This is a genomic window from Micromonospora sp. C97, from assembly GCF_018070385.1.
Lineage (GTDB): Bacteria > Actinomycetota > Actinomycetes > Mycobacteriales > Micromonosporaceae > Micromonospora > Micromonospora parva.
On sequence record NZ_JAGPXU010000022.1, the window covers coordinates 59807 to 79935 of the forward strand.

The 20129-nt window shown below is 73.2% G+C and carries 15 protein-coding genes; 11 read left to right on the forward strand and 4 right to left on the reverse strand.

Annotation, left to right across the window (positions count from 1 at the left end):
* Window positions 1-71: 71 nt before the first annotated feature.
* The 5 genes from fdxA to KBX26_RS24090 all read left to right on the forward strand — a co-directional run bounded on the left by fdxA (window position 72) and on the right by KBX26_RS24090 (window position 3958).
* On the forward strand, window positions 72-398 hold the full coding sequence (fdxA, locus tag KBX26_RS24070; RefSeq protein ID WP_007464872.1) for a ferredoxin: 327 nt from the start codon (window positions 72-74) through the stop codon (window positions 396-398).
* The gene (dapC, locus tag KBX26_RS24075) at window positions 395-1498 is read left to right on the forward strand and encodes a succinyldiaminopimelate transaminase (protein ID WP_036412562.1); all 1104 of its coding nucleotides are present in this window, start codon (window positions 395-397) and stop codon (window positions 1496-1498) included. The genes fdxA and dapC overlap by 4 nt, the downstream gene beginning before the upstream one ends.
* Before the next feature lie 135 nt (window positions 1499-1633).
* Window positions 1634-2653 (forward strand): prephenate dehydrogenase/arogenate dehydrogenase family protein, encoded by a 1020-nt coding sequence (locus tag KBX26_RS24080; protein ID WP_030337546.1) that lies wholly within the window; start codon window positions 1634-1636, stop codon window positions 2651-2653.
* A 10-nt stretch (window positions 2654-2663) separates the two neighbouring features.
* Window positions 2664-3311, forward strand: coding sequence for an SIMPL domain-containing protein (locus tag KBX26_RS24085; protein ID WP_030337548.1), 648 nt, complete (start codon window positions 2664-2666; stop codon window positions 3309-3311).
* Window positions 3311-3958, forward strand: a complete 648-nt coding sequence (locus tag KBX26_RS24090) for a nucleoside/nucleotide kinase family protein (protein ID WP_030337549.1) — start codon at window positions 3311-3313, stop codon at window positions 3956-3958. The genes KBX26_RS24085 and KBX26_RS24090 overlap by 1 nt, the downstream gene beginning before the upstream one ends.
* 21 nt (window positions 3959-3979) lie before the next feature.
* Here the strand turns inward: KBX26_RS24090 and KBX26_RS24095 are convergent, their stop codons facing one another.
* On the reverse strand, window positions 3980-4618 hold the full coding sequence (locus tag KBX26_RS24095) for a dihydrofolate reductase family protein (protein WP_210866489.1): 639 nt from the start codon (window positions 4616-4618) through the stop codon (window positions 3980-3982).
* Window positions 4619-4663: 45 nt separating this feature from the next.
* Complete coding sequence (locus KBX26_RS24100; RefSeq protein ID WP_307857893.1) at window positions 4664-5221, reverse strand: sugar O-acetyltransferase; 558 nt, start codon at window positions 5219-5221, stop codon at window positions 4664-4666.
* 156 nt (window positions 5222-5377) lie between these two features.
* Between KBX26_RS24100 and KBX26_RS24105 the strand changes: the two genes are divergently transcribed.
* Window positions 5378-8716, forward strand: coding sequence for a S8 family serine peptidase (locus tag KBX26_RS24105; protein ID WP_247681011.1), 3339 nt, complete (start codon window positions 5378-5380; stop codon window positions 8714-8716).
* Between the two features lie 51 nt (window positions 8717-8767).
* Here the strand turns inward: KBX26_RS24105 and dapD are convergent, their stop codons facing one another.
* Window positions 8768-9727, reverse strand: coding sequence for a 2,3,4,5-tetrahydropyridine-2,6-dicarboxylate N-succinyltransferase (gene dapD / locus KBX26_RS24110; protein WP_210866491.1), 960 nt, complete (start codon window positions 9725-9727; stop codon window positions 8768-8770).
* A 78-nt stretch (window positions 9728-9805) separates the two neighbouring features.
* Here dapD and dapE point away from each other — a divergent pair, with 78 nt between their 5' ends.
* The gene (gene dapE, locus KBX26_RS24115) at window positions 9806-10879 is read left to right on the forward strand and encodes a succinyl-diaminopimelate desuccinylase (RefSeq protein WP_210866492.1); all 1074 of its coding nucleotides are present in this window, start codon (window positions 9806-9808) and stop codon (window positions 10877-10879) included.
* Window positions 10880-10921: 42 nt separating this feature from the next.
* Here dapE and KBX26_RS24120 read toward each other — a convergent pair whose 3' ends face one another.
* The gene (locus KBX26_RS24120; RefSeq protein WP_156057972.1) at window positions 10922-11089 is read right to left on the reverse strand and encodes a hypothetical protein; all 168 of its coding nucleotides are present in this window, start codon (window positions 11087-11089) and stop codon (window positions 10922-10924) included.
* A 154-nt stretch (window positions 11090-11243) separates the two neighbouring features.
* Between KBX26_RS24120 and KBX26_RS24125 the strand changes: the two genes are divergently transcribed.
* From KBX26_RS24125 to KBX26_RS24140, 4 genes are all read left to right on the forward strand, one after another.
* Window positions 11244-12110: a TIGR00730 family Rossman fold protein gene (locus tag KBX26_RS24125; RefSeq protein ID WP_030337558.1), complete on the forward strand. Its 867-nt coding sequence runs from the start codon at window positions 11244-11246 to the stop codon at window positions 12108-12110.
* Window positions 12110-12655 (forward strand): TIGR00730 family Rossman fold protein, encoded by a 546-nt coding sequence (locus tag KBX26_RS24130; RefSeq protein WP_210866493.1) that lies wholly within the window; start codon window positions 12110-12112, stop codon window positions 12653-12655. Before KBX26_RS24125 ends, KBX26_RS24130 begins: the two co-directional genes overlap by 1 nt.
* A gap of 140 nt (window positions 12656-12795) precedes the next feature.
* On the forward strand, window positions 12796-16350 hold the full coding sequence (locus KBX26_RS24135) for an ATP-dependent DNA helicase (RefSeq protein ID WP_210866494.1): 3555 nt from the start codon (window positions 12796-12798) through the stop codon (window positions 16348-16350).
* Window positions 16351-16436: 86 nt separating this feature from the next.
* On the forward strand, window positions 16437-19928 hold the full coding sequence (locus KBX26_RS24140) for an ATP-dependent helicase (protein ID WP_210866495.1): 3492 nt from the start codon (window positions 16437-16439) through the stop codon (window positions 19926-19928).
* Window positions 19929-20129: the final 201 nt, after the last annotated feature.

Genomic DNA, 20129 nt, shown 5'->3' on the forward strand with positions numbered 1-20129 from the left:
CCCTCCCCGGCGAGATACTAGGCTCTTACCGTCGCGGGAGATCGCGGCGAGTCTTGCGGAGGAGAAGACCGGTGACCTACATCATCGCCGAGCCGTGCGTAGATGTGCTCGACAAGGCATGCATCGAGGAGTGCCCGGTCGACTGCATTTACGAGGGCAACCGGATGCTCTACATCCACCCCGACGAGTGCGTCGACTGTGGTGCCTGTGAGCCCGTCTGCCCCGTGGAGGCGATCTTCTACGAGGACGACGTCCCGGAGCAGTGGAAGGACTACACCGGCGCGAACTACGAGTTCTTCGAGGATCTGGGCTCGCCCGGTGGTGCCTCGAAGATCGGCAAGGTGGAGAAGGACGCCACCTTCGTCGCCGCGCAGCCGCCGCGCGGCGAGGGCCACTGAACCGGCCCGCGCCGGTCTCGTCGCGGCTGCCCGAGTTCACCTGGGACACCCTGGACGCCGCGGCCACACTGGCCGCGGCGCATCCGGAGGGCCTGATCAACCTCTCCATGGGTACGCCGGTCGACCCGGTGCCCGAGGTGATCCGGCGGGCGCTTGCTGACGCGTCCGACGCTCCCGGTTACCCGCTGACCGCCGGCACCCCGGCGTTGCGGGCCGCCATCGCGGCGTGGGTGTCCCGGGCCTGTGGCGCTGGCGTCGACGGTCTCGGAGTGCTGCCGACCATCGGCTCGAAGGAGCTGGTGGCCTGGCTGCCGACGCTGCTCGGGATCGGCCCGGGGGACGTGGTGGTGGTGCCGTCGATCGCGTACCCCACCTACGAGGACGGTGCTCGGCTGGCCGGCGCCACCGTCGTCCGTACCGACTCGCTCACCTCGCTCGGGCCGACCCCACGGGTCCGGCTGGTCTGGGTCAACTCGCCCGGCAACCCGACCGGCCGGGTGCTGCCAGCGGCGCACCTGCGCAAGGTGGTCGACTGGGCCCGCGAGCGCGGCGCCGTCGTCGCGAGCGACGAGTGCTACCTGCCCCTGGGCTGGTCGGCCGACCCGGTTTCGGTGCTGTCTCCGCAGGTCAGCGGGGGCAGCTACGCCGGGGTGCTGGCCGTGCACTCGCTCTCCAAGCGGTCCAACCTCGCCGGCTACCGGGCCGGGTTCGTCGCCGGCGACCCGGCGCTCGTCGCCGAGCTGCTCAAGGTGCGCAAGCACGCCGGCATGATCGTGCCCGCGCCGGTGCAGGCGGCCATGGTGGCAGCGCTGGAGGACGAGCGACACGCCGAGGAGCAGCGGGAGCGTTACCGCGCCCGGCGGGAGGTGCTCACCGCGGCGTTCACCGGTGCCGGGTTCACCGTCGAGCACTCCGAGGCGGGCCTGTACCTCTGGCTGACCAGAGGTGAGGACTGCTGGCAGACGGTCGACTGGCTGGCCCGACGCGGCATCCTGGTCGCCGCCGGCGTCTTCTACGGCCCCACGGCCGGGCAGCATGTCCGCGTCGCCCTGACCGAGTCCGACGAGCACGTCGCCGCCGTCGCCGCGCGCCTGGCCTGATCGCGGTCCGGGCGGGTCGAGCCGTCCCGGGTCCGCGGCGCGACGACCGGCCCGCGCCGACCGATATCCTCGGCGCCGGACCTGGTCGGGGCCGTCGCGGCCCCGCGAGCCCAGCAGGAACATCGAGGTGTGCGGATGGTGGACAGGCCAGGTGCGCGGGTGCGGGCGGCGGTGGTCGGCACCGGCCTGATCGGTGGTTCGCTGCTGCTCCGGCTGGTGGCCGCCGGCGTCGACGTGGTCGGGTGGGACCCGGACGAGGCCACCCGGCGGGAGACCCGACGGGCGGGCGTACCCGCGCCGGACCGGCTGGTCGAGGCGGTGGCCGACCGGGACGTGGTCTTCCTGTGCGGGCCGCTGCCCACCCTGCCGTCGACGCTGGTCGAGGTGGCGGCGATGACCGGTGAGCGGTGTGTGCTGACCGACGTCGGCAGCACCAAGGAACAGGTGGCGGCGTTCGCCGCCGCGCAGGGGCTGACGCACCGGTTCGTGCCCGGCCACCCGATGGCGGGCACCGACCGGGCCGGGCTGACCGCCGCGCGGGCGGACCTGCTTACCGGCGCGGCCTGGGTGCTCTGTCCGGCCCCCGGGCCGGCGATCACCGCGTTCCGCTGGCTGGCCGCGCTGCTGGTGGAGCACTTCGAGGCCCGGGTGGTGCCGATGTCGGCCACTGAGCACGACTCGGCCGCCGCGCTCGCCTCACACGTGCCGCACCTGCTCGCCGGCGCGCTGGCCGGTGCTGTGCAGCGCGCACCACTGCGCGACGCGATACTCGCGCTCGCCGCCGGCAGCTTCTCCGACGGCACCCGGGTCGCCGGGACCCCGGCCGATCGGACCGCCAACATGCTGCTGGGCAACCGGGACCAGGTGCTGCGGGAGCTGGCCGAGGTCACCAGGTTCCTGGACGACCTGACCACCGCGCTGCGCGCCGACGACGCCGCCGGGCTCACCGCCCGGTACGACGAGGCGCGCGCCGCCCGCGCGGCGCTGCGCGACCGGCGGTTCGATGCGGACGACAGGCGGTTCCCGGCCGGTGGTGACCACGCCGCAGAGGTGTCCTGGCTGCGGGAGCTGGGGGTGAGCGGCGGCCATCTGAGCGGTCTGCACGTCGACGCGGACACTGTCTCCTACGCGGCGCGGCGTCCCGTGGCTGACTAGGCTGAGGGGCATGGCGGTGGACGGTCCGGTGGTGCAGGTGCGCGGCGAGGCGTACCAGGAGGTGCCGCCCGAGCTGGCCCGGTTCGCGGTCACCGCGACAGCCCGCGACCGGGACCGGGAGGCGACGCTGACCCGGTTGGCCGAGCGGGCCGCGGCGGTCCGGGTGCTGTTGGACGGCTCCGGGCCGGCGGTGGCCCGGCGGGAGACCGGCGACCTGCGGGTGTGGCCGGAGACCCGGCGCTCGGGTGAGCGGGTGGTCGCCTGGCACGGCAGTGTCACCACCACCGTCACCGTCACCGACTTCACCGCGCTGGGTGAGCTGATGCTCCGGCTCGCCGACCAGGACCAGGTCGAGGTGGCCGGCCCGTGGTGGGAGCTCCGTCCGGACAGCCCCGCCCATCGTGCGGCCCGGCACGCCGCGATCAGCGACGCGCTGCTGCGCGCCCGGGAGTACGCGGAGGCGCTGGGCGCGCGGGTCACCTCGTTGATCGAGCTGGCCGACGCGGGCCCCGTCGACCGGCCGATGTTCGCCCGTGCGGCCTTCGCCGGGGCCGCCGACGCGGGCGGTCCGCCGGAGCTTCAGCTGGACCCGCAGCCGCAGACCGTGCAGGCGGCCGTGCAGGCGCGGTTCACCATCAGCGACCCGGTTCTGGGCTGATGCCGCCGGCCCGGGTGCTCTCCGTCGACGAGCTGGTGGCGCGGGCGAAGGCGCTCGCCGAGGCGGGCCCGCGACAACTGCTCGGCATCGCCGGCGCGCCGGGGGCCGGGAAATCCACCCTGGCGGAACGGATCGTCGCCGAGGTCGGGTCGGCCGCCTGTCTGGTGCCGATGGACGGCTTCCACCTGGCGCAGGCGCAGCTGGTCCGCCTGGGCCGCGCCGACCGCAAGGGCGCGGCGGACACCTTCGACGTCAACGGGTACGTCTCGCTGCTGCGCCGGTTGCACCGGTTGGAGCCGACGTCGGTCTACGCCCCGGAGTTCCGCCGGGAGTTGGAGGAGCCGGTGGCCGGCGCCATCGAGGTGCTGCCCTCGGTCCGGCTGGTGGTGACCGAGGGCAACTACCTGTTGTTGCGGGATTTCCCCTGGCAGGAGATCCGACCGCTGCTGCACGAGGCGTGGTTTCTCGACCTGGAGGCCGAGGTGCGGCACCGCCGGCTGACCGCCCGGCACGAGGCGTTCGGTAGGTCCCCGGAGCAGGCGCGGGCGTGGGCGCTGGGCAGCGACGAGGCGAACGCGGCCCTGATCACCCCCACCGCCGACCGGGCTGATCTGGTGGTCCGCCTGTCGGAGCCCCCGCCGGCCTGACCACGGGCCAGCCGGGACGCGCTACTGCTCGACGCCGCGTCCCGGGCGGCTCATGTCCCCGGTGCCGGGCGTCCCGGCGGCGAGGCCGTACCGCAGGAGCACCGCGCCCCTGCCGGAGGTGGCTGGCGGTTCGAGCAGGGTCAGGTTCGCGGGCACCGCGCCGCCGTCGAACACCTTCTTGCCGACGCCCAGCACGATGGGGAAGATCCACAGGTTGAGCTGGTCGAAGAGGCGCTCGTGCAGCAGCGTCTGCACCAGGTTCAGGCTGCCGATCACGTGGACCTTCTCGTGCTTGTCCCGCACCGCCCGGACGGCGGTCACCAGGTCGGGTCCGAGGTGTGTCGAGCCCTCCCAGCCCAGATCCGGGTTGCCGCGTGAGGCGACGTACTTCGGGATGCTGTTGAACAGGGTGGCGATTCCGCCGTCGACGCCGTCGGCCTGGTGCGGCCAGTACGCGGCGAAGATGTCGTAGGTCCGGCGGCCCAGGAGCAGCGCGTCCATGCCCCGCATGCCGTCCATGACCTGGCGGCCGCCCGTCTCGTCGAACAGGGGCGCCTGCCACCCTCCGTACGGGAAGCCTTCGGGGTCCTCCTCGGGACCACCCGGGGCCTGGGCGACCAGGTCGAGTGTCGCGAACAGGTCAATGTGGATCGTGCCCATGCTGTCCTCCGTGTTCCCGCTCGAGTTAGCCCTCGATGGCGCACCCTAGTCGAGTTGACGGACGGGTCGGGCGGGGTTGCCGACCGCCACGACGTTGGCGGGCAGGTCCCGGGTGACCACGGCGCCCGCCCCGACGACGGTGTTCACGCCGATCGTCACGCCGGCCAACACGATCGCGCCACCGCCGAGCCACACGTTGTCGCCGATGGTGATCGGTCGGGCCGCCTCCCACTTGTCCCGTCGCGGGCCGGGTTCGACCGGGTGTGTCGGGGTGAGCAGCTGCACGTTCGGGCCGACCTGGACGTCCGCGCCGAGGGTGATCCGGCCGACGTCGAGGAAGACGGCGTTGTAGTTGACGAAGCTGCGCGGGCCGATTCGGATCTGCCAGCCGTAGTCGCAGTAGAACGGCGGGCGGATCCAGGTGTCCTCGCCCAGTTCGCCGAGGAGGTCCCGCAGCGCCGTGATCCGGGCCTGGGGGTCGTCGGCGGGACTGGTGTTGAAGCGTTCCATCAGCCGGGCGGCCCGGGCCAGGTCGGCGACGATGTCCGGATCGTCGGCCAGGTACGGCTCGCCGGCGAGCATCTTGTCCTTCATGGAGGTCACCGCCCGATCATGCCGGCCCGGTTCGTCGGCTCGTGGCGGGTCCGTCATTTTTTGTACTTCATTTTGCATACCCAGTATGTAATTGTGGGATGTCAATGCGACTCCCATGTATCAAAGACGCTTGACCAGGAGGATCCGTTGCATCAGACAAGAAGATTGGCCGCCGTCGGCCTCGTGCTCACGCTGGCGCTATCCGCGCCGGCTCCCGCCTCAGCCACGGCCACCGCGCCCGCCTTACCCGGCGGCACCGGCCAGACCACGCCGGGTGGACCCACCGCCAACCGCTCGAGCACCGTCACGCTGATCACCGGTGACCGGGTCACCGTCACCGGTTCCGGCGCCGCGGTCCGGCCCGGCGCCGGCCGGGAGAGCGTGCAGTTCCTCGTCCGGCGCGAGCGCGGACGCCTCTCGGTGACGCCGACGGACGCGCTGCCGTTGCTGCGTTCGGGCCGGGTGGACCGGCGACTCTTCGACGTCACCGGGCTGGTCGAGGCGGGTTACGACGACGCCCACCGCGACACCCTGCCGCTCCTGGTGACGTACGGCTCGACGGGTGCCGCCCGGCGTGCCCCGGCCGCGCTGCCCGGCACCCGGCAGACCCGCGACCTGCCGGTGATTCGCGGCGCCGCGCTGGCCAGCGACAAATCCTCTTTGGGCGCGGTCTGGGAGACGGTGACCACCGGTCCCGCTGGGGCCCGGCTCGACGCGGCAGGGGGCGTCGAACGGATCTGGCTGGACGGCCGTCGACGGGTGACCCTCGACCACAGCGTGCCGCAGATCGGCGCGCCCGCCGCCTGGGCGGCCGGGTTCACCGGCGCGGGAGTGTCCGTCGCGGTGCTGGACACCGGCGTCGACGCGACGCACCCCGACCTGGCCGGCAAGGTGGCCGAGGCGCGCAACTTCACCGAGGCCACCGACGCTCGGGACACGGTCGGCCACGGCACCCACGTGGCCTCGACCATCGCGGGCAGCGGCGCGGCCTCCGGCGGCAAGTACCGGGGTGTGGCGCCGGACGCGACGCTGCTGGACGGCAAGGTCTGTGAGGACGCCGGCTGCAGTGACTCGGCGATCCTCGCCGGGATGCAGTGGGCCGCTGTCGAGAAGAAGGCCGCCGTGGTCAACATGAGCCTCAGCGGCTGGGACACCCCCGAGGTGGACCCGCTGGAGGAGGCCGTGCAGACGCTGACCGCGCAGACCGGCACCCTCTTCGTCCTCGCCGCCGGCAACGACGGCTCGGACGGCTCGGTGGGCTCCCCGGCCAGCGCCGACGCCGGGCTCGCCGTGGGTGCGGTGGACCGGGACGACGAACTGGCCGACTTCTCCAGCCGGGGTCCCCGGGTCGGCGACGACGCGGTGAAGCCGGACATCACCGCGCCCGGCGTCGACATCGTCGCCGCCCGGTCCGCCAACGGCTTCATCGGCGATCCGGTCGACGACCGTTACGTCACCATCTCCGGCACCTCGATGGCCACCCCGCACGTGGCCGGGTCGGCCGCGCTGCTGGCCCAGCAGCACCCGGGATGGCGGGCCGACCGGATCAAGGCCACCCTGATGGCCGCCGCCAAGCCGCACCCGGAGCAGACCGCCTACCAGCAGGGAGCCGGGCGGGTCGACGTCGCGCACGCGATCACCCAGCAGGTCACCACCGACCCGGTGAGTGTCTCGTTCGGGCGTGCGCTCTGGCCGCACGGTGACGACGCGCCGATCACCCGCACGGTGACCTGGCGCAACGACGGTCCGGCGGCGGTCACCCTGGAGCTGAGCGTCGAGGGCGCCGGCCCCGGCGGTCGCGCGCTGCCAGCCGGCCTGTTCCAGTTGGGTGCCAACCAACTCACCGTGCCGGCCGGCGGCACGGCCGCCACGACCGTCACCACCGACACCCGCCTCGGCGACGCCGACGGCTACTGGACCGGGCGGATCGTGGCCCGATCCGGGGCGGCGGTCGCGGTCACCCCGTTGGCAGTGAACCGGGAGGTGGAGAGCTACACGCTGACAGTGGAGCACCTGAACCGGGCCGGTGAGCGCACCGCTGACCACTGGACGTTGCTGCTCGGGATGGACACCTTCGGCGCCTGGGACGTCGTCAGCTCCGACGGGGTGGCCAGCGTTCGGGTGCCGAAGGGGCGCTACGGCCTCAGCGGTCTGGTCTTCGAGCCCGGTCCGGAGGATGAGCCGCGCGGGATGTCCCTGTTGGCGCAGCCCGAGGTGACAGTCGAGCGGGACACCCGGATCGTGGTGGACGCCCGCCGCGCCAAGCCGGTGCGGACGACCATTCCGGACCGGACCGCCGTACCGCTCCTGATCGACGTCAGCGGCAACTTCACCGCCGACGACGGCAGCGCGTACACCGTCGGCCTCTGGGCCGAGACGTTCGCCGACCTGACCAGCGGTCAGCTCGGCAAGCCGAGCCCCGCCGACCGGTTCGTCGCCACCGTCAGCAGCCAGTGGACCACGCCGGACCCGACCAACAGCCCGTACCTGTACGCGCTGGCCGAGGCGATCCCCGGCCGGATGCCGACCGGGTTCGTCCGCGACTACACCCGACGGGACCTGGCAACCGTCGTGCACCGGTTCCGTGGCGGCTACCCGGGCATGCAGGCCGAGCGGATCGTGTACCCCGTACTGGAGTACAACGTCGGCGGCTCCGCCCTGATCCTGCCCACCGCCGTGCCCGGCCAGCGGGTCGAGCACTACAACACCAAGGGGGTGACGTGGGAATCCGAGGTCTCCTTCGGGACGGTGGACGACGAAGGCTGGTTGAACCCGCAGACGGTGCTGTTCTCCGTCCCCACCGCGTACCGGGCTGGGCGGACGGTGCAGGAGATCTGGAACCAGGGCCCGTACGGACCGTCGTTCCCGAAGCCGCGCTGGCCGCACCAGAGCGTCACCCGCGACGGCGACACGATAGTGGTCGACGTGCCGATCCACAGCGACGCGGCAGGGCACCCGGGCGGCTCACTGAACGACAGCGAGCAGACCAAGCTCTGGCGCAACGGCAAGCTGGTCGGCGAGAGCGAGTACGCCGGCTACGGCGAGTTCGCAGTGCCGCCGGGCAAGGCGGACTACCGGCTCGTCACGTCGGCGAAGCGCAGCTTCACCGACCTGAGCACCGAGGTGGAGTCCAGCTGGACCTTCCGGTCGCGGCACGTCGCCGGTGACACGCCGGCCCGACTGCCACTGTCGGTGGTGCGCTTCGCGCCGCCGCTGCGGGTCGACAACAGCGCTCCGGCCGGTCAGGGCTTCGTCATCCCGGTACGGGTGCAGCGGCAGCCCGGCGCGCCGAGCGCCCGGGTGGAGAAGCTCACCGTCGACGTCTCGTACGACGGTGGGAAGACCTGGGGCAGGGCGAAGCTGGTCCGCACCTCGGCCGACGGCTGGTCGGCGCTGTTGCGGCATCCGGCCGGCACCGGCCACGTGTCGCTGCGGGCCACCGCCAGGGACACCGCCGGCAACACGGTGACCCAGCGGATCATCCAGGCGTACCGGTTGCGCTGAGGCGTACCCCGTCCGGGTCCGTGGCCGAACGCCGCGGACCCGGCGGGGCCGTCAGTCGTTGGCGTGCAGGGCGGCGTTCAGCTCGATGCCCCGGCCGGTGCGCGGCCGGGCCTCCAGCCCGCCGGTGACCGAGTTGCGCCAGAACAGCAGCCCGTCGACGCCGGACAGCTCCCGGGCCTTGACCACCCGGCCGTCGGGGAGCGTGATCTTCGACGCGGCGGTGATGTAGCAGCCGGCCTCGACCACACAGTCGTCGCCGAGCGAGATGCCGACGCCGGCGTTCGCGCCGACCAGGCTCCGCTCACCGATGCTGATCTTGTCGGTGCCGCCGCCGGAGAGGGTGCCCATGATGGAGGCCCCGCCGCCGATGTCGGAGCCGTCGCCGACCAGCACGCCCTGCACGATCCGCCCCTCGACCATCGAGGTGCCCACGGTGCCGGCGTTGAAGTTGACGAAGCCCTCGTGCATCACTGTGGTGCCGGCCGCCAGGTGCGCGCCCAGGCGGACCCGGTCGGCGTCGGCGATCCGCACCCCGGACGGCACCACGTAGTCGGTCATCCGGGGGAACTTGTCCACCCCGTACACCGACAGGTGCCGGCCGGCCGCCCGCTCGATCACCCGCAGCTCGTCCACCCGATCCGGTGGGCACGGCCCGGCGGACGTCCAGGCCACGTTGGCCAGCTTGCCGAAGATGCCGTCCAGGTTGACCCGGTTGGGTCGCACCAGGCGGTGCGAGAGCAGGTGCAACCGGAGGTACGCGTCGGACGCGTCCTTGATCGGGTCGTCCAGCGAGCCGATCACGGTGACCACCTGCACGGTACGCAGACCGGGCAGCGACCGGTCACCGAGCGCGGCCGGCGGCAGGTCGAGCACGTCCGCCTTGTCCTCGCCGGCGACCAGCGGCAGCTCGCCCAGGCCCAGCTTGCCGGTCGGGTACCAGGTGTCGAGCACCTGCTCGTCTGCGGTGACCGTAGCCAGGCCGATGCCCCAGGCGGAATCTGCGGACGTCACTGTTACACCTCTCGGTCACGGCCGGGCTGACCTCGGCTCGCTCCTCGCACTGACAGACCTGAAGGTACCGTGCGAACCATGGAGAACCCGCTGACCCCCGAGGTCCTCGCCGATCCGGTGCAGCTGACCCGCGCTCTGGTCGACATAGAGTCCGTGTCCCTCAACGAGAAGGCGATCGCCGACTGTGTCGAGGAGGTGCTGCGGGGCGTACCGCACCTGACCACCCACCGGCACGGCAACACGGTGATGGCGCGCACCGACCTCGGTCGGTCGCAGCGTGTGGTGCTGGCCGGGCACCTCGACACGGTGCCGTTGAACAACAACTTCCCGTCGACAATGCGCGGCGACCTGATGTACGGCTGCGGCACCTCCGACATGAAGTCCGGCACCGCGTACGCGCTGCACCTGGCGGTCACCCTGCCCGAGCCGCGCTACGACGTGACGTACTTCTTCTACGAGGCCGAGGAGATCGAGTCCCGGTACAACGGCCTCAACCTCGTCGCCCAGGCGTTCCCGGAGTGGCTGCAGGCGGACTTCGCGGTGCTGCTGGAGCCGACCTACGGCATCGTCGAGGCGGGCTGCCAGGGCACCATGCGTTCGGTGGTCACCACGACCGGGGTACGCGCCCACTCGGCGCGCTCCTGGCACGGGGTGAACGCCATCCACGCCGCCGGTGAGGTGCTGCGGCGTCTCCAGACGTACGAGGCCCGCCGGGTCACCATCGACGGTTGCGACTACCGCGAGGGCATGAACGCGGTACGGATCAACGGCGGGGTCGCCGGCAACGTGGTTCCCGACCACTGCGAGGTCGAGGTCAACTACCGGTTCGCGCCGGACCGTACGCCGGCCGAGGCGGAGGCGCACCTGCGGGAGGTCTTCGACGGCTTCGAGGTGACGGTCACCGACATGGCTGCCGGTGCCGCGCCCGGGCTCGAAGCGGCCCCCGCGAAGGAGTTCCTGGCGGCGGTCGGCGCCGCGCCGATCGGCAAGCTGGGCTGGACGGACGTGGCCCGGTTCGCGGCGATGGGCATCCCCGCGCTCAACTTCGGCCCCGGCGACCCGAACCTGGCCCACCACCCCGACGAGCACGTCGAGATCAGCAAGATCCGCGACGGCGCGGCAACCCTGCACCGCTGGCTAGCCCCAGCCTGACCGGTCGCGGCCCGGCTTCCGTCGGTGATCAAGAGGTTTGCGTCAGCCTGGCCCGTTGTCGGCGACGCAAACCTCTTGATCGGCTCCGGACGGGGTGGGGGAGGTGGGGATCGGGTTCTGCTGGCGGGTGCGGCGGCGTTCGGCCACCACGTCTCGGATCCGTCGCTGCATCTGGCGACGGATCCGGATCATCTCGCTATTGCTGATCACGCTGTCTCCTCCCCCGAAGGCGCGCGCCGGGGCATACCCGGTATGTGAATAGTAAGACGTACGGGAGCGTCGAATAGTTGCCCTTGATCGCGAACAATTTCTCGGCGTCCCCGCCCCGCGCACCCGGCCGGTGCTGCTCCACTACGGTTGCTCCATGAGCCAGAGCAACGGGCGGGAGGCCGGTCGCGGTCCGGGCCAGGAGCGGCATCGCGGTGCGGTCACCCTGCGCAGGGGGGCGATCCCGAGCAGCACCGCCGACCAGCGTCTGCTGGATTCGCGGGGGCGCGGCGACTGGAAGACCAAGGACGCCTGGCGCGCGCTGCGCATCCTCGCCGAGTTCGTCGAGGGCTTCGACACCCTCGCCGACGTGCCGTCGGCGGTCAGCGTCTTCGGCTCCGCGCGCAGCGCGCCGGACAGCGCCGAGTGCCAGTTGGCCGAGGAGTTGGGTGGCGCGCTGGCCCGAGCCGGCTACGCGGTGATCACCGGAGGTGGGCCCGGAGTGATGGAGGCCGCCAACCGCGGCGCCAGCGAGGCCGGCGGGCTCTCCGTGGGCCTCGGCATCGAGCTTCCGTTCGAGCAGGGCATCAACGAGTGGGTCGACCTGGCCATCGACTTCCGCTACTTCTTCGCCCGCAAGACGATGTTCGTCAAGTACGCCCAGGCGTTCGTCGTGCTGCCCGGCGGGTTCGGCACCATGGACGAGCTGTTCGAGGCGCTCACCCTGGTGCAGACCGGCAAGGTCACCCGGTTCCCGGTGGTGCTGATGGGCGTCGCCTACTGGCAGGGCCTGCTGGACTGGCTGCGCGACACGATGGCCGCCACCGGCAAGATCGGGCCGGTCGACCTGGACCTGATCTGTCTCACCGACGAGGTCAACGAGGCGGTCCGGTACATCGTCGAGGCGGAGGCCGTGCTCTCCGCCGAGCAGGAGGCGGTCCGCGAGGAGGCCGTCGCCCGGACCGGGGCGGACCAGCAGGCCGCCGCCGTCCAGGCCACCGAGCAGCCCCGGGATCACGACTGATGGCGGCGATCTGCGTCTTCTGCGCCTCCTCTCGTACCCTCGACCAGCGCTGGTTGGACCTGGCCGCCGAGACCGGTGCGGAGCTGGCCCGGCGCGGGCACACGCTGGTCAGCGGCGGTGGCTGCGTCGGCATGATGGGCGCGTTGGCCGACGGCGCCCGCTCCGCCGGTGGGCGCACCCTCGGCGTGATCCCGCAGTCGCTGGTCGACCTGGAGGTCGCCGACCTGGCCTCGGACGAGCTGCTGGTGACCGACTCGATGGCCACCCGCAAGACCGTGATGATCGACAAGTCGGACGCCTTCCTCACCCTGCCCGGCGGCCTGGGCACCCTGGACGAGTTGTTCGAGGTCTGGACGACCGCCACCCTCGCCCTGCACGCGAAGCCGATGGTGCTGATCGACACCGACGGGTTCTACCGCCCCCTGTTGGACTGGCTCGACGCGCTGGCCGATCAGACCTTCCTGAAGCCCGCCGGCCGCGACCTGCTGACCGTGGCCACCACCGTCACCGAGGCCCTGGACATCCTCGAATCCCACCTGACCTGACCCGCACCCCCTCCGCCCCCTGCGGTGATCATGAAGTTGTCGACGTCGCTGTCGGCGTGTCGCGCCGCTAACTTCATGATCGACGAGGTGGGTTGGGGTGTGGGTGGGTTGGTGTCGGATGGGTCTGATGGGATGAGCTGATGCAGGCGTACCGGTTGGTGCGGCGGCCCGGTGGGCCGGCGCGGGGGGACGGGGCGACGCCTGACGGCGCTTCCGTGCCTGCCAGCGACGGCACGTCCGGCGGCGGTGTCGGGGCGGCGGGTGGGTCCGCGCGCTCCGATGGGCCCGTAGGCGTTGGTGGGGCCGAGCGTGTGGTCGGGCCTGAGGTGGCGGTCGGCGGCGGCTGGCGGGCCGATCCGGTGCAGGCCGAGGTGGTCGGGCACACCGACGGGCCGATGCTCGTGCTCGGTGGTCCGGGCACCGGCAAGACCAGCACGCTGGTCGAGGCGGTCGCCGCCCGGGTGGCCGAGGGGGTCGACCCCGAACGGATCCTCGTGCTGACCTTCGGCCGCCGAGGCGCCACCGCACTGCGGCAGCGCATCGAGGCCCGCATCGCGCAGGACGGCCACCGGGTGCTGCGGGAGCCGCTGGTGCGCACCTTCCCGGCGTACGCCTTCGGGTTGCTCCGCCGCGCCGCCGCCGAGCGGGGGGAACCGTCGCCCCGGCTGCTCACCGGCCCCGAGCAGGATCTGATCATCCGTGAGCTGCTGGACGTGGTGGGCGAAGAGCCCGAGGACGACCCGGTCGGCTGGCCGACCGACCTGCGCCCCGCCCTGCGGACCAGGGCGTTCGCCGGCCAGCTGCGTGACCTGCTGATGCGCGCCGCCGAACGCGGGGTGGGTTCGGCCGACCTGGCCCGGCTGGGTGAGAAGCTCGGCCGCGCCGACTGGCCGGCTGCCGCCCGCTTCCTGCGGGAGTACGTGGCAGTGCTCGCGCTGCGCGACGTCAGCAACCGCGGCTCCATCGCGTACGACCCGGCGGAGCTGGTCCGGGCGGCCACCGGGCTGCTGCGCGACGACGAGGAGTTGCTGGCCGCCGAGCGCCGCCGGCTCGCCCACGTCTACCTCGACGAGTTGGCCGACACCGACCCCGCCCAACTGGAGCTGCTCTCGGTCATCGCGGGCAACGGCAAGTCGCTTGTCGCGTTCGCCGACCCCGACTCGTCCACGTACGCCTTCCGGGGCGCCGACCCGGCCGGGGTGACGACGTTCACGCACCGGTTCCGGACGGCCTCCGGTGCGCCCGCCGCACAGGTGCTGCTGTCCACGTCGTACCGGGCCGGGCCGGGTCTGCTCGCGGCGATCGCCCGGCTGGGTCGCCGGTTGCGGGGTCCGGCCGCGCACCGCCGGCTGCACCCGCTGCCGGACGCGCCGCCCGGTGTGGTCGAGGTGCACACGTTCCGCTCGGCGACCAGCGAGGCCGCCTGGTTGGCCCACGCGCTGCGCTCGGCGCACCTGCTCGACGGCGTGCCCTGGTCCCGGATGGCGGTGCTGGTGCGGTCCACCGCGTTGCAGCTGCCCACCCTGCGACGGGCGTTGCACGCGGCCGGGGTGCCCACAGTGGTGCACGGTGAGGACCTGCCCCTGCACCTGCAACCGGCGGTCGCGCCGCTGCTGCTCCTGCTGCGGTGCGCACTGGAGCCGGAACGCCTCGACGAGGAGTCGGCTGTCGCACTGCTGCACTCGCCGCTGGGTGGGGCGGACCCGCTGGCCGAGCGGCGACTGCGGCAGGGCCTGCGGGCGCTCGCGCTGGCTGCCGGTGACCGACGTCCCTCCGGTGAGCTGATCGTCGAGGCGTTGCGCGATCCGGAGGAGTTGGCCGGCATCGACCGTCGCTGGGCGGAACCGGCGCAGGCGGTGGCCGGGCTGCTGGCCATCGCACGCGAGGCCGCCGATCGGCCGGGTTCGACAGCCGAGGACGTGCTCTGGGCCGTCTGGCAGGCCAGTGGTCTCGCCGAACGCTGGGCCGGCGCGATCAACCAGGGCCGCCCGGAGGTCGGCGAGGGTGACCTGGCCCGGCGACGGCGGGCCGAGGCGGCCGACCGTGACCTGGACGCCGTGCTGGTCCTCTTCGACGCGGCGGCCCGGTTCACCGACCGGCTGCCCGGTGCCCGTACCGAGGTGTTCCTCGATCACGTGCTCGCCCAGGATCTGCCGGCCGACACCATCGCGCCGACCGCCGACCGGGGTGCGGCGGTACGCCTGCTCACCGCGCACGCGGCGAAGGGCCTGGAATGGGACCTGGTCGCGGTGGCCGGCGTGCAGGAGGGCATCTGGCCGGACCTGCGGCTGCGCGGCAGCCTGCTCGGCTCCGAGCGGCTGGTCGACGTGCTGGCCGGCCGGTCGGTCGACGGCGCGAGAGCGGCGAACGTGGTGGGTCAGACCTCGGCGTTGCTGGACGAGGAGCGTCGGCTCTTCCACGTCGCCGTCAGCCGGGCCCGGCACCGGTTGCTGGTCAGCGCGGTGGCGTCGGCCGCCGTCGGCGGTGACGATCACGAGGAGCAGCCGAGCCGGTTCCTGCACGAGCTGATCCCGAACACCCCGCCCGGCACGCCGCCGCCCGGCACCCCGCCGACAGCGCCGGGCCCGCCGCCCGGTCCCCGCACCGAGCCGTCCTCCGGTGGCACCACCGCGGGTGAGGCCGGCGACGAGGGGCCGGACCATCCGGGGGCGCTGCCGGTGACCCGTCCACCCCGGGCGCTCACCCTGCCGGCGTTGGTGGCGGAACTCCGTACCGCCATCACCGACCCGGCCGCCCCGGCGACCCGGCGGCGCGCCGCGGCGGCCGAACTGGCCCGGCTCGCCGCCGCCGGAGTGCCCGGCGCGCACCCCGACGACTGGTGGGGGTTGCGGGCGCTCTCCGACGACCGGCCGCTCGTCGACGACGGCGACCCGGTGCGGGTCACCCCGTCGGCCATGGAGAGCGCGCTGCGGTGCAGCCTGCGGTGGCTGTTGGAACGGCATGGCGGCAGCGGGCCGACCAGCACCGCGCAGGGGGTGGGCAACCTGGTGCACGCCGCCGCGATGCTCGCCGAGGACGCCAGTGCCGACCGGGGCGCGCTGCTCGACTACGTGGCCGCCCGGTTCGACGCGATCGAGCTGGCGGCCCGGTGGATGGCCGGGCCGGAGCGGGAGCGCGCCGAGGCGATGGTCGACAAGCTGCTGCGCTGGCTGGCCACCAACCCGCGTCGGTTGCTCGCCATCGAGCACGAGTTCGCCGTCCGCCTGGACGATCCCCACCGGCCCGTCGAGCTGACCGGTCGGGTCGACCGGCTGGAGGTCGACGAGGCCGGGCGGTTGGTGGTGATCGACCTGAAGACCGGCAAGTCCACAGCTGTCACCGGCGCCGACCTGGCGGAGCACCCGCAGCTTGGCGCCTACCAGGCGGCGGTGGAGGCGGGGGCGTTCGCCGAGTTCGGTGACGAGTCCGGGGGCGCCGCGCTGGTGCAGCTGGGGACCACCGCCAAGGACGCCAGGGAGCAGAACCAACCGGCGGCCAGCGAGGGGCCGGCGGCCGGTTGGGCGACCGCGCTGGTCCGGCGAACCGCCGATACGATGGCAGCCGCCACGTTCGCGGCGGTGGCCAACTCGAAGTGCCGGGTCTGCCCGGTGCGCACCAGCTGCCCGGTCTCCGGGCAGGGGCGCCAGGTCGTCGAGCCGCCCACCGTCCGGCGCACCAGTGAGGGCGAGGAGTGAGCCGGTGTTGCGAGCCCCGCAGTCACGAACCAAGACGGCACAGTGAGGGCGAGGAGTGAGCCGGTGTTGCAGCCTGTGACGACACCGTGAGTCAGCCCACCCTGTTCGGCGCGGGTCCCGCACCGACGCCCCGGCTCGCGGACTCCGGCCCCCGGTACACGCCGGTGGAGCTGGCCAAGCTGCTGCGGTTGCCGGCACCGACCCGGGAGCAGGCCGCGATCATCGCCGCTCCGGTGGAGCCGCTGCTGGTGGTCGCCGGTGCCGGGTCGGGCAAGACCGAGACGATGGCCGCGCGGGTGGTCTGGCTGGTGGCCAACTCGTACGTGCGGCCGGAGCAGATCCTCGGGTTGACCTTCACCCGCAAGGCGGCCGGCGAGTTGGCCCATCGGGTACGCACCCGGCTCGACCAGCTGATCCGCCGCGTCGGCCGGCAGGGGCGGGACCCGTTGGACGATCCGCTCGCCGGTGAGCCCACCGTCTCCACCTACCACTCGTACGCGGGGCGGATCGTCACCGAGCACGGGCTACGGGCTGGCTACGAGCCGTCCACCCGGCTGCTCACCGAAGCGTCCCGCTGGCAGTTGGTGGACCTGCTGGTGCGCAACTACGACGGCGACATGTCCGAGGTGGACCGGATGCCGAGCACCATCACCGACGCGGTGCTGGCGCTCGCCGGGGAGTTGGACGAGCACCTGGTCGCGCCGGACGAGTTGGCGGCCTGGACCGGTCGGTTCTTCGCCGAGGTGCAGTCCCGGCCGGGTCGGGTGTACGCCGACGTGCGCAAGGCGCTCACCCTGCAGCAGACCCGGTTGCGGCTGCTGCCGTTGGTGCGGGCGTACGCCCGGCGCAAGGTGGACTTCGAAGCGATGGACTTCGCCGACCAGCTCGCCCGGGCGGCGCGGGTGGCCCGGGACCATCCGGCGGTCGGCGCGATCGAGCGGGACCGGTTCCGGGTGGTGTTGCTCGACGAGTACCAGGACACCAGCCACGCCCAGGTGGTGTTGCTCAACGCGCTGTTCGGTGGGGGGCACCCGGTGACCGCGGTGGGCGACCCGTGCCAGTCGATCTACGGCTGGCGGGGGGCCAGCGCGGGCACCCTGGACCGGTTTCCCACCGAGTTCGCCCGCGCCGACGGTGAGCCGGCCCCGGCGCTGGGGCTCACCACGAGTTGGCGCAACCGTCGGGAGATCCTCCGGGTGGCGAACGCGCTCTCCACCCCGCTGCGGGCGGCGGGTGCCCGGGTGCCGGAGCTGCGCTCGGCGTTGACCGTCCGGGACCCGATCCCGCACCGCAGCCCGGCCGGTGCGGCCGGGGGCACCGTGCACTGCGCGATGCTGCCCACGTACGCCGACGAGGCCGACTGGATCGCCGACAGCGTGCTGGCCGCCTGGCGTGGGGCGGCCGGGATGCCGGGCGTGGCCCCGGAGCACATCCCGGTGGCGCGGCGCCCGACGACCGCCGTGCTGGTTCGGGTACGCAGCCAGATCCCGGCGATCGAGTCGGCGCTGCGCGAGCGTGGTCTGCCGGTCGAGGTGGTGGGGCTGGGCGGCCTGCTGGACACTCCCGAGGTGCGCGACGTGGTGTGCACGTTGCGGGTGCTGGCCGACCCGACCGACGGGGCCGCGCTGTTGCGGCTGCTCACCGGTGCCCGTTGGCGGATCGGGCCGCGTGACCTGGTGGCCCTGCACCGCCGGGCTCGGGCCATCGCTAAAGCTCGACGGCAGGTGGCCGCCGACGACGACGCGGAGATCAGCCCCGACCTGTTGGACGAGGCGACTCTGGTGGAGGCGCTGGCCGACCTCGGGCCGGCGCAGGCGTACTCGGCGGAGGGGTTCGCGCGGCTGCGCGCGTACGGCCGGGAGTTGGCGCTGCTGCGCTACCGACTGGACCAGGCGCTGCCGGACCTGATCGCGGACATCGAGCGAACCATCGGCCTGGACGTGGAGGTCGCGGTGCGGGCCGGCCGCGACGGCGCCGGCGACGCGGGCCTGGCCCGGGGGCACCTGGACGCGCTCGGCGACGTGGCGGCCCGGTTCAGCGGGGAGACGCCCGGCGCCACCCTGTCCGGTTTCCTGTCCTATCTGGCCGCCGCCGAGGACGAGGAGCGTGGTCTGGCGCCGGGCGAGGTCGAGGTGGTGGAGGGCGCGGTGCAGGTGGTCACCGCACACGCCGCCAAGGGTCTGGAGTGGGACGTGGTGGCGGTGGCCGGGCTCAGTCGCGGGCTGTGGCCCGGGCCGGTCCGCAACTCCGACCACTGGTTGGGCGGGCTGGGCGTGCTGCCGTTCCCGCTGCGCGGTGACGCCGACGGGCTGCCCGAGTTGGCGCTCGACGAGGCGGGCGACCAGCGGGCCGTGGCGCGGGCGGTGACCGACTTCACCGACGCGTGGCGGGCCCACGACGAGCGGGAGGAACGCCGGCTGACGTACGTGGCGGTGACCCGGCCGCGCCGGCTGCTGCTCTGCTCCGGTTACTGGTGGGGGGAGGGCACGAAGCGACCGCGAGGTCCGTCGGTCTTCCTGCGTGAGGTGTACGACGCCTGCCTCGACGGTGGGCCGGGGCACCTGATCGACGTGTGGGCACCGGAGCCGACCCCGGACGCGACGAACCCCACGGCCGAGGTGGTGCTCCGCGCGGAGTGGCCGGCCGACCCGTTGGGTGGTCGCCGGCCGGCGCTGGCCGAGGCTGCCGGGCTGGTGCGTCGCCTGATGGCCGACGGTCCGGCGGCGGCGCTCCCGGGACCGGTCGGGCCGGTCCTCCCCGGGCCGGTCGGGTCGAGTGGCTCGGTGCCCGCCGGATCGGTGGCGGCGGCCGGCTCGGCGCCCGCCGGGTCGGTGATGCCGGGCGGGCCGACTGTCGAGGCGGCCGAGCCGGAGGTGGACCCGGAGGTGGCGCGCTGGCAGCGTGAGGCGGACCTGCTGCTGGCCGAGCGCGCCGAGCTGACCCGGCTCTCCGGTGCGGTCGAGGTGGCGCTGCCCGGGGCGCTGAGCGTCACCCAACTCGTCGCGTTGCGGCGCGATCCGGCGGCGCTGGCCCGTACGCTGCGCCGGCCGGTGCCGACCGAACCCAACCCGTACGCGCGTCGGGGCACCGCCTTCCACGCCTGGTTGGAGCAGCGCTTCGGCGCGGACCGCCTGTTGGACCTGGACGAACTGCCCGGCGCTGCCGATGCCGATGCCGCACCCGACGAGGCGCTTGTCGAGCTTCAGGAGCGGTTCCTGGCCAGCGAGTGGGCCGACCGGTCACCGGTGGAGGTGGAGGTGCCGTTCGCCACGGTGATCGCCGGGGTGGTGGTACGAGGCCGGATGGACGCGGTCTTCGCCCGGCCGGGTGGCCGGTTCGACGTGGTCGACTGGAAGACCGGCGCGCAGCCCACCGGGCCGGCGGCTGAGGTGGCCGCCGTGCAGCTGGCCGTGTACCGGCTGGCCTGGGCGGAGTTGGCCGGTGTGCCGGTCGAGCGGGTGGGCGCGGCGTTCCACTACGTCCGGCACGGGGTGACCGTACGGCCCGCCGACCTGCTGGATGTGGCGGGCCTCACGGCCATGATCGCCCAGTTGCCCGAGGATTCTGCCCAACATTGACCACTGCGGGGAAAACCGTGGTAGGTTGACCGGGTTGCAGTTTTGGTTACCAGAGACTCTGTGTGCGCCTGGCGGGATTGTGGCCCCAGGCGCTCTTTGTTGTGTCCGGAGTTCTCCGGGCGGGGCGACCAGAAGCGACAGGCGATTCGCGCATCCCCGCGCGGAGCGCTCCTCTTCGGGCGTGCAACAAGTGCGCGTCCG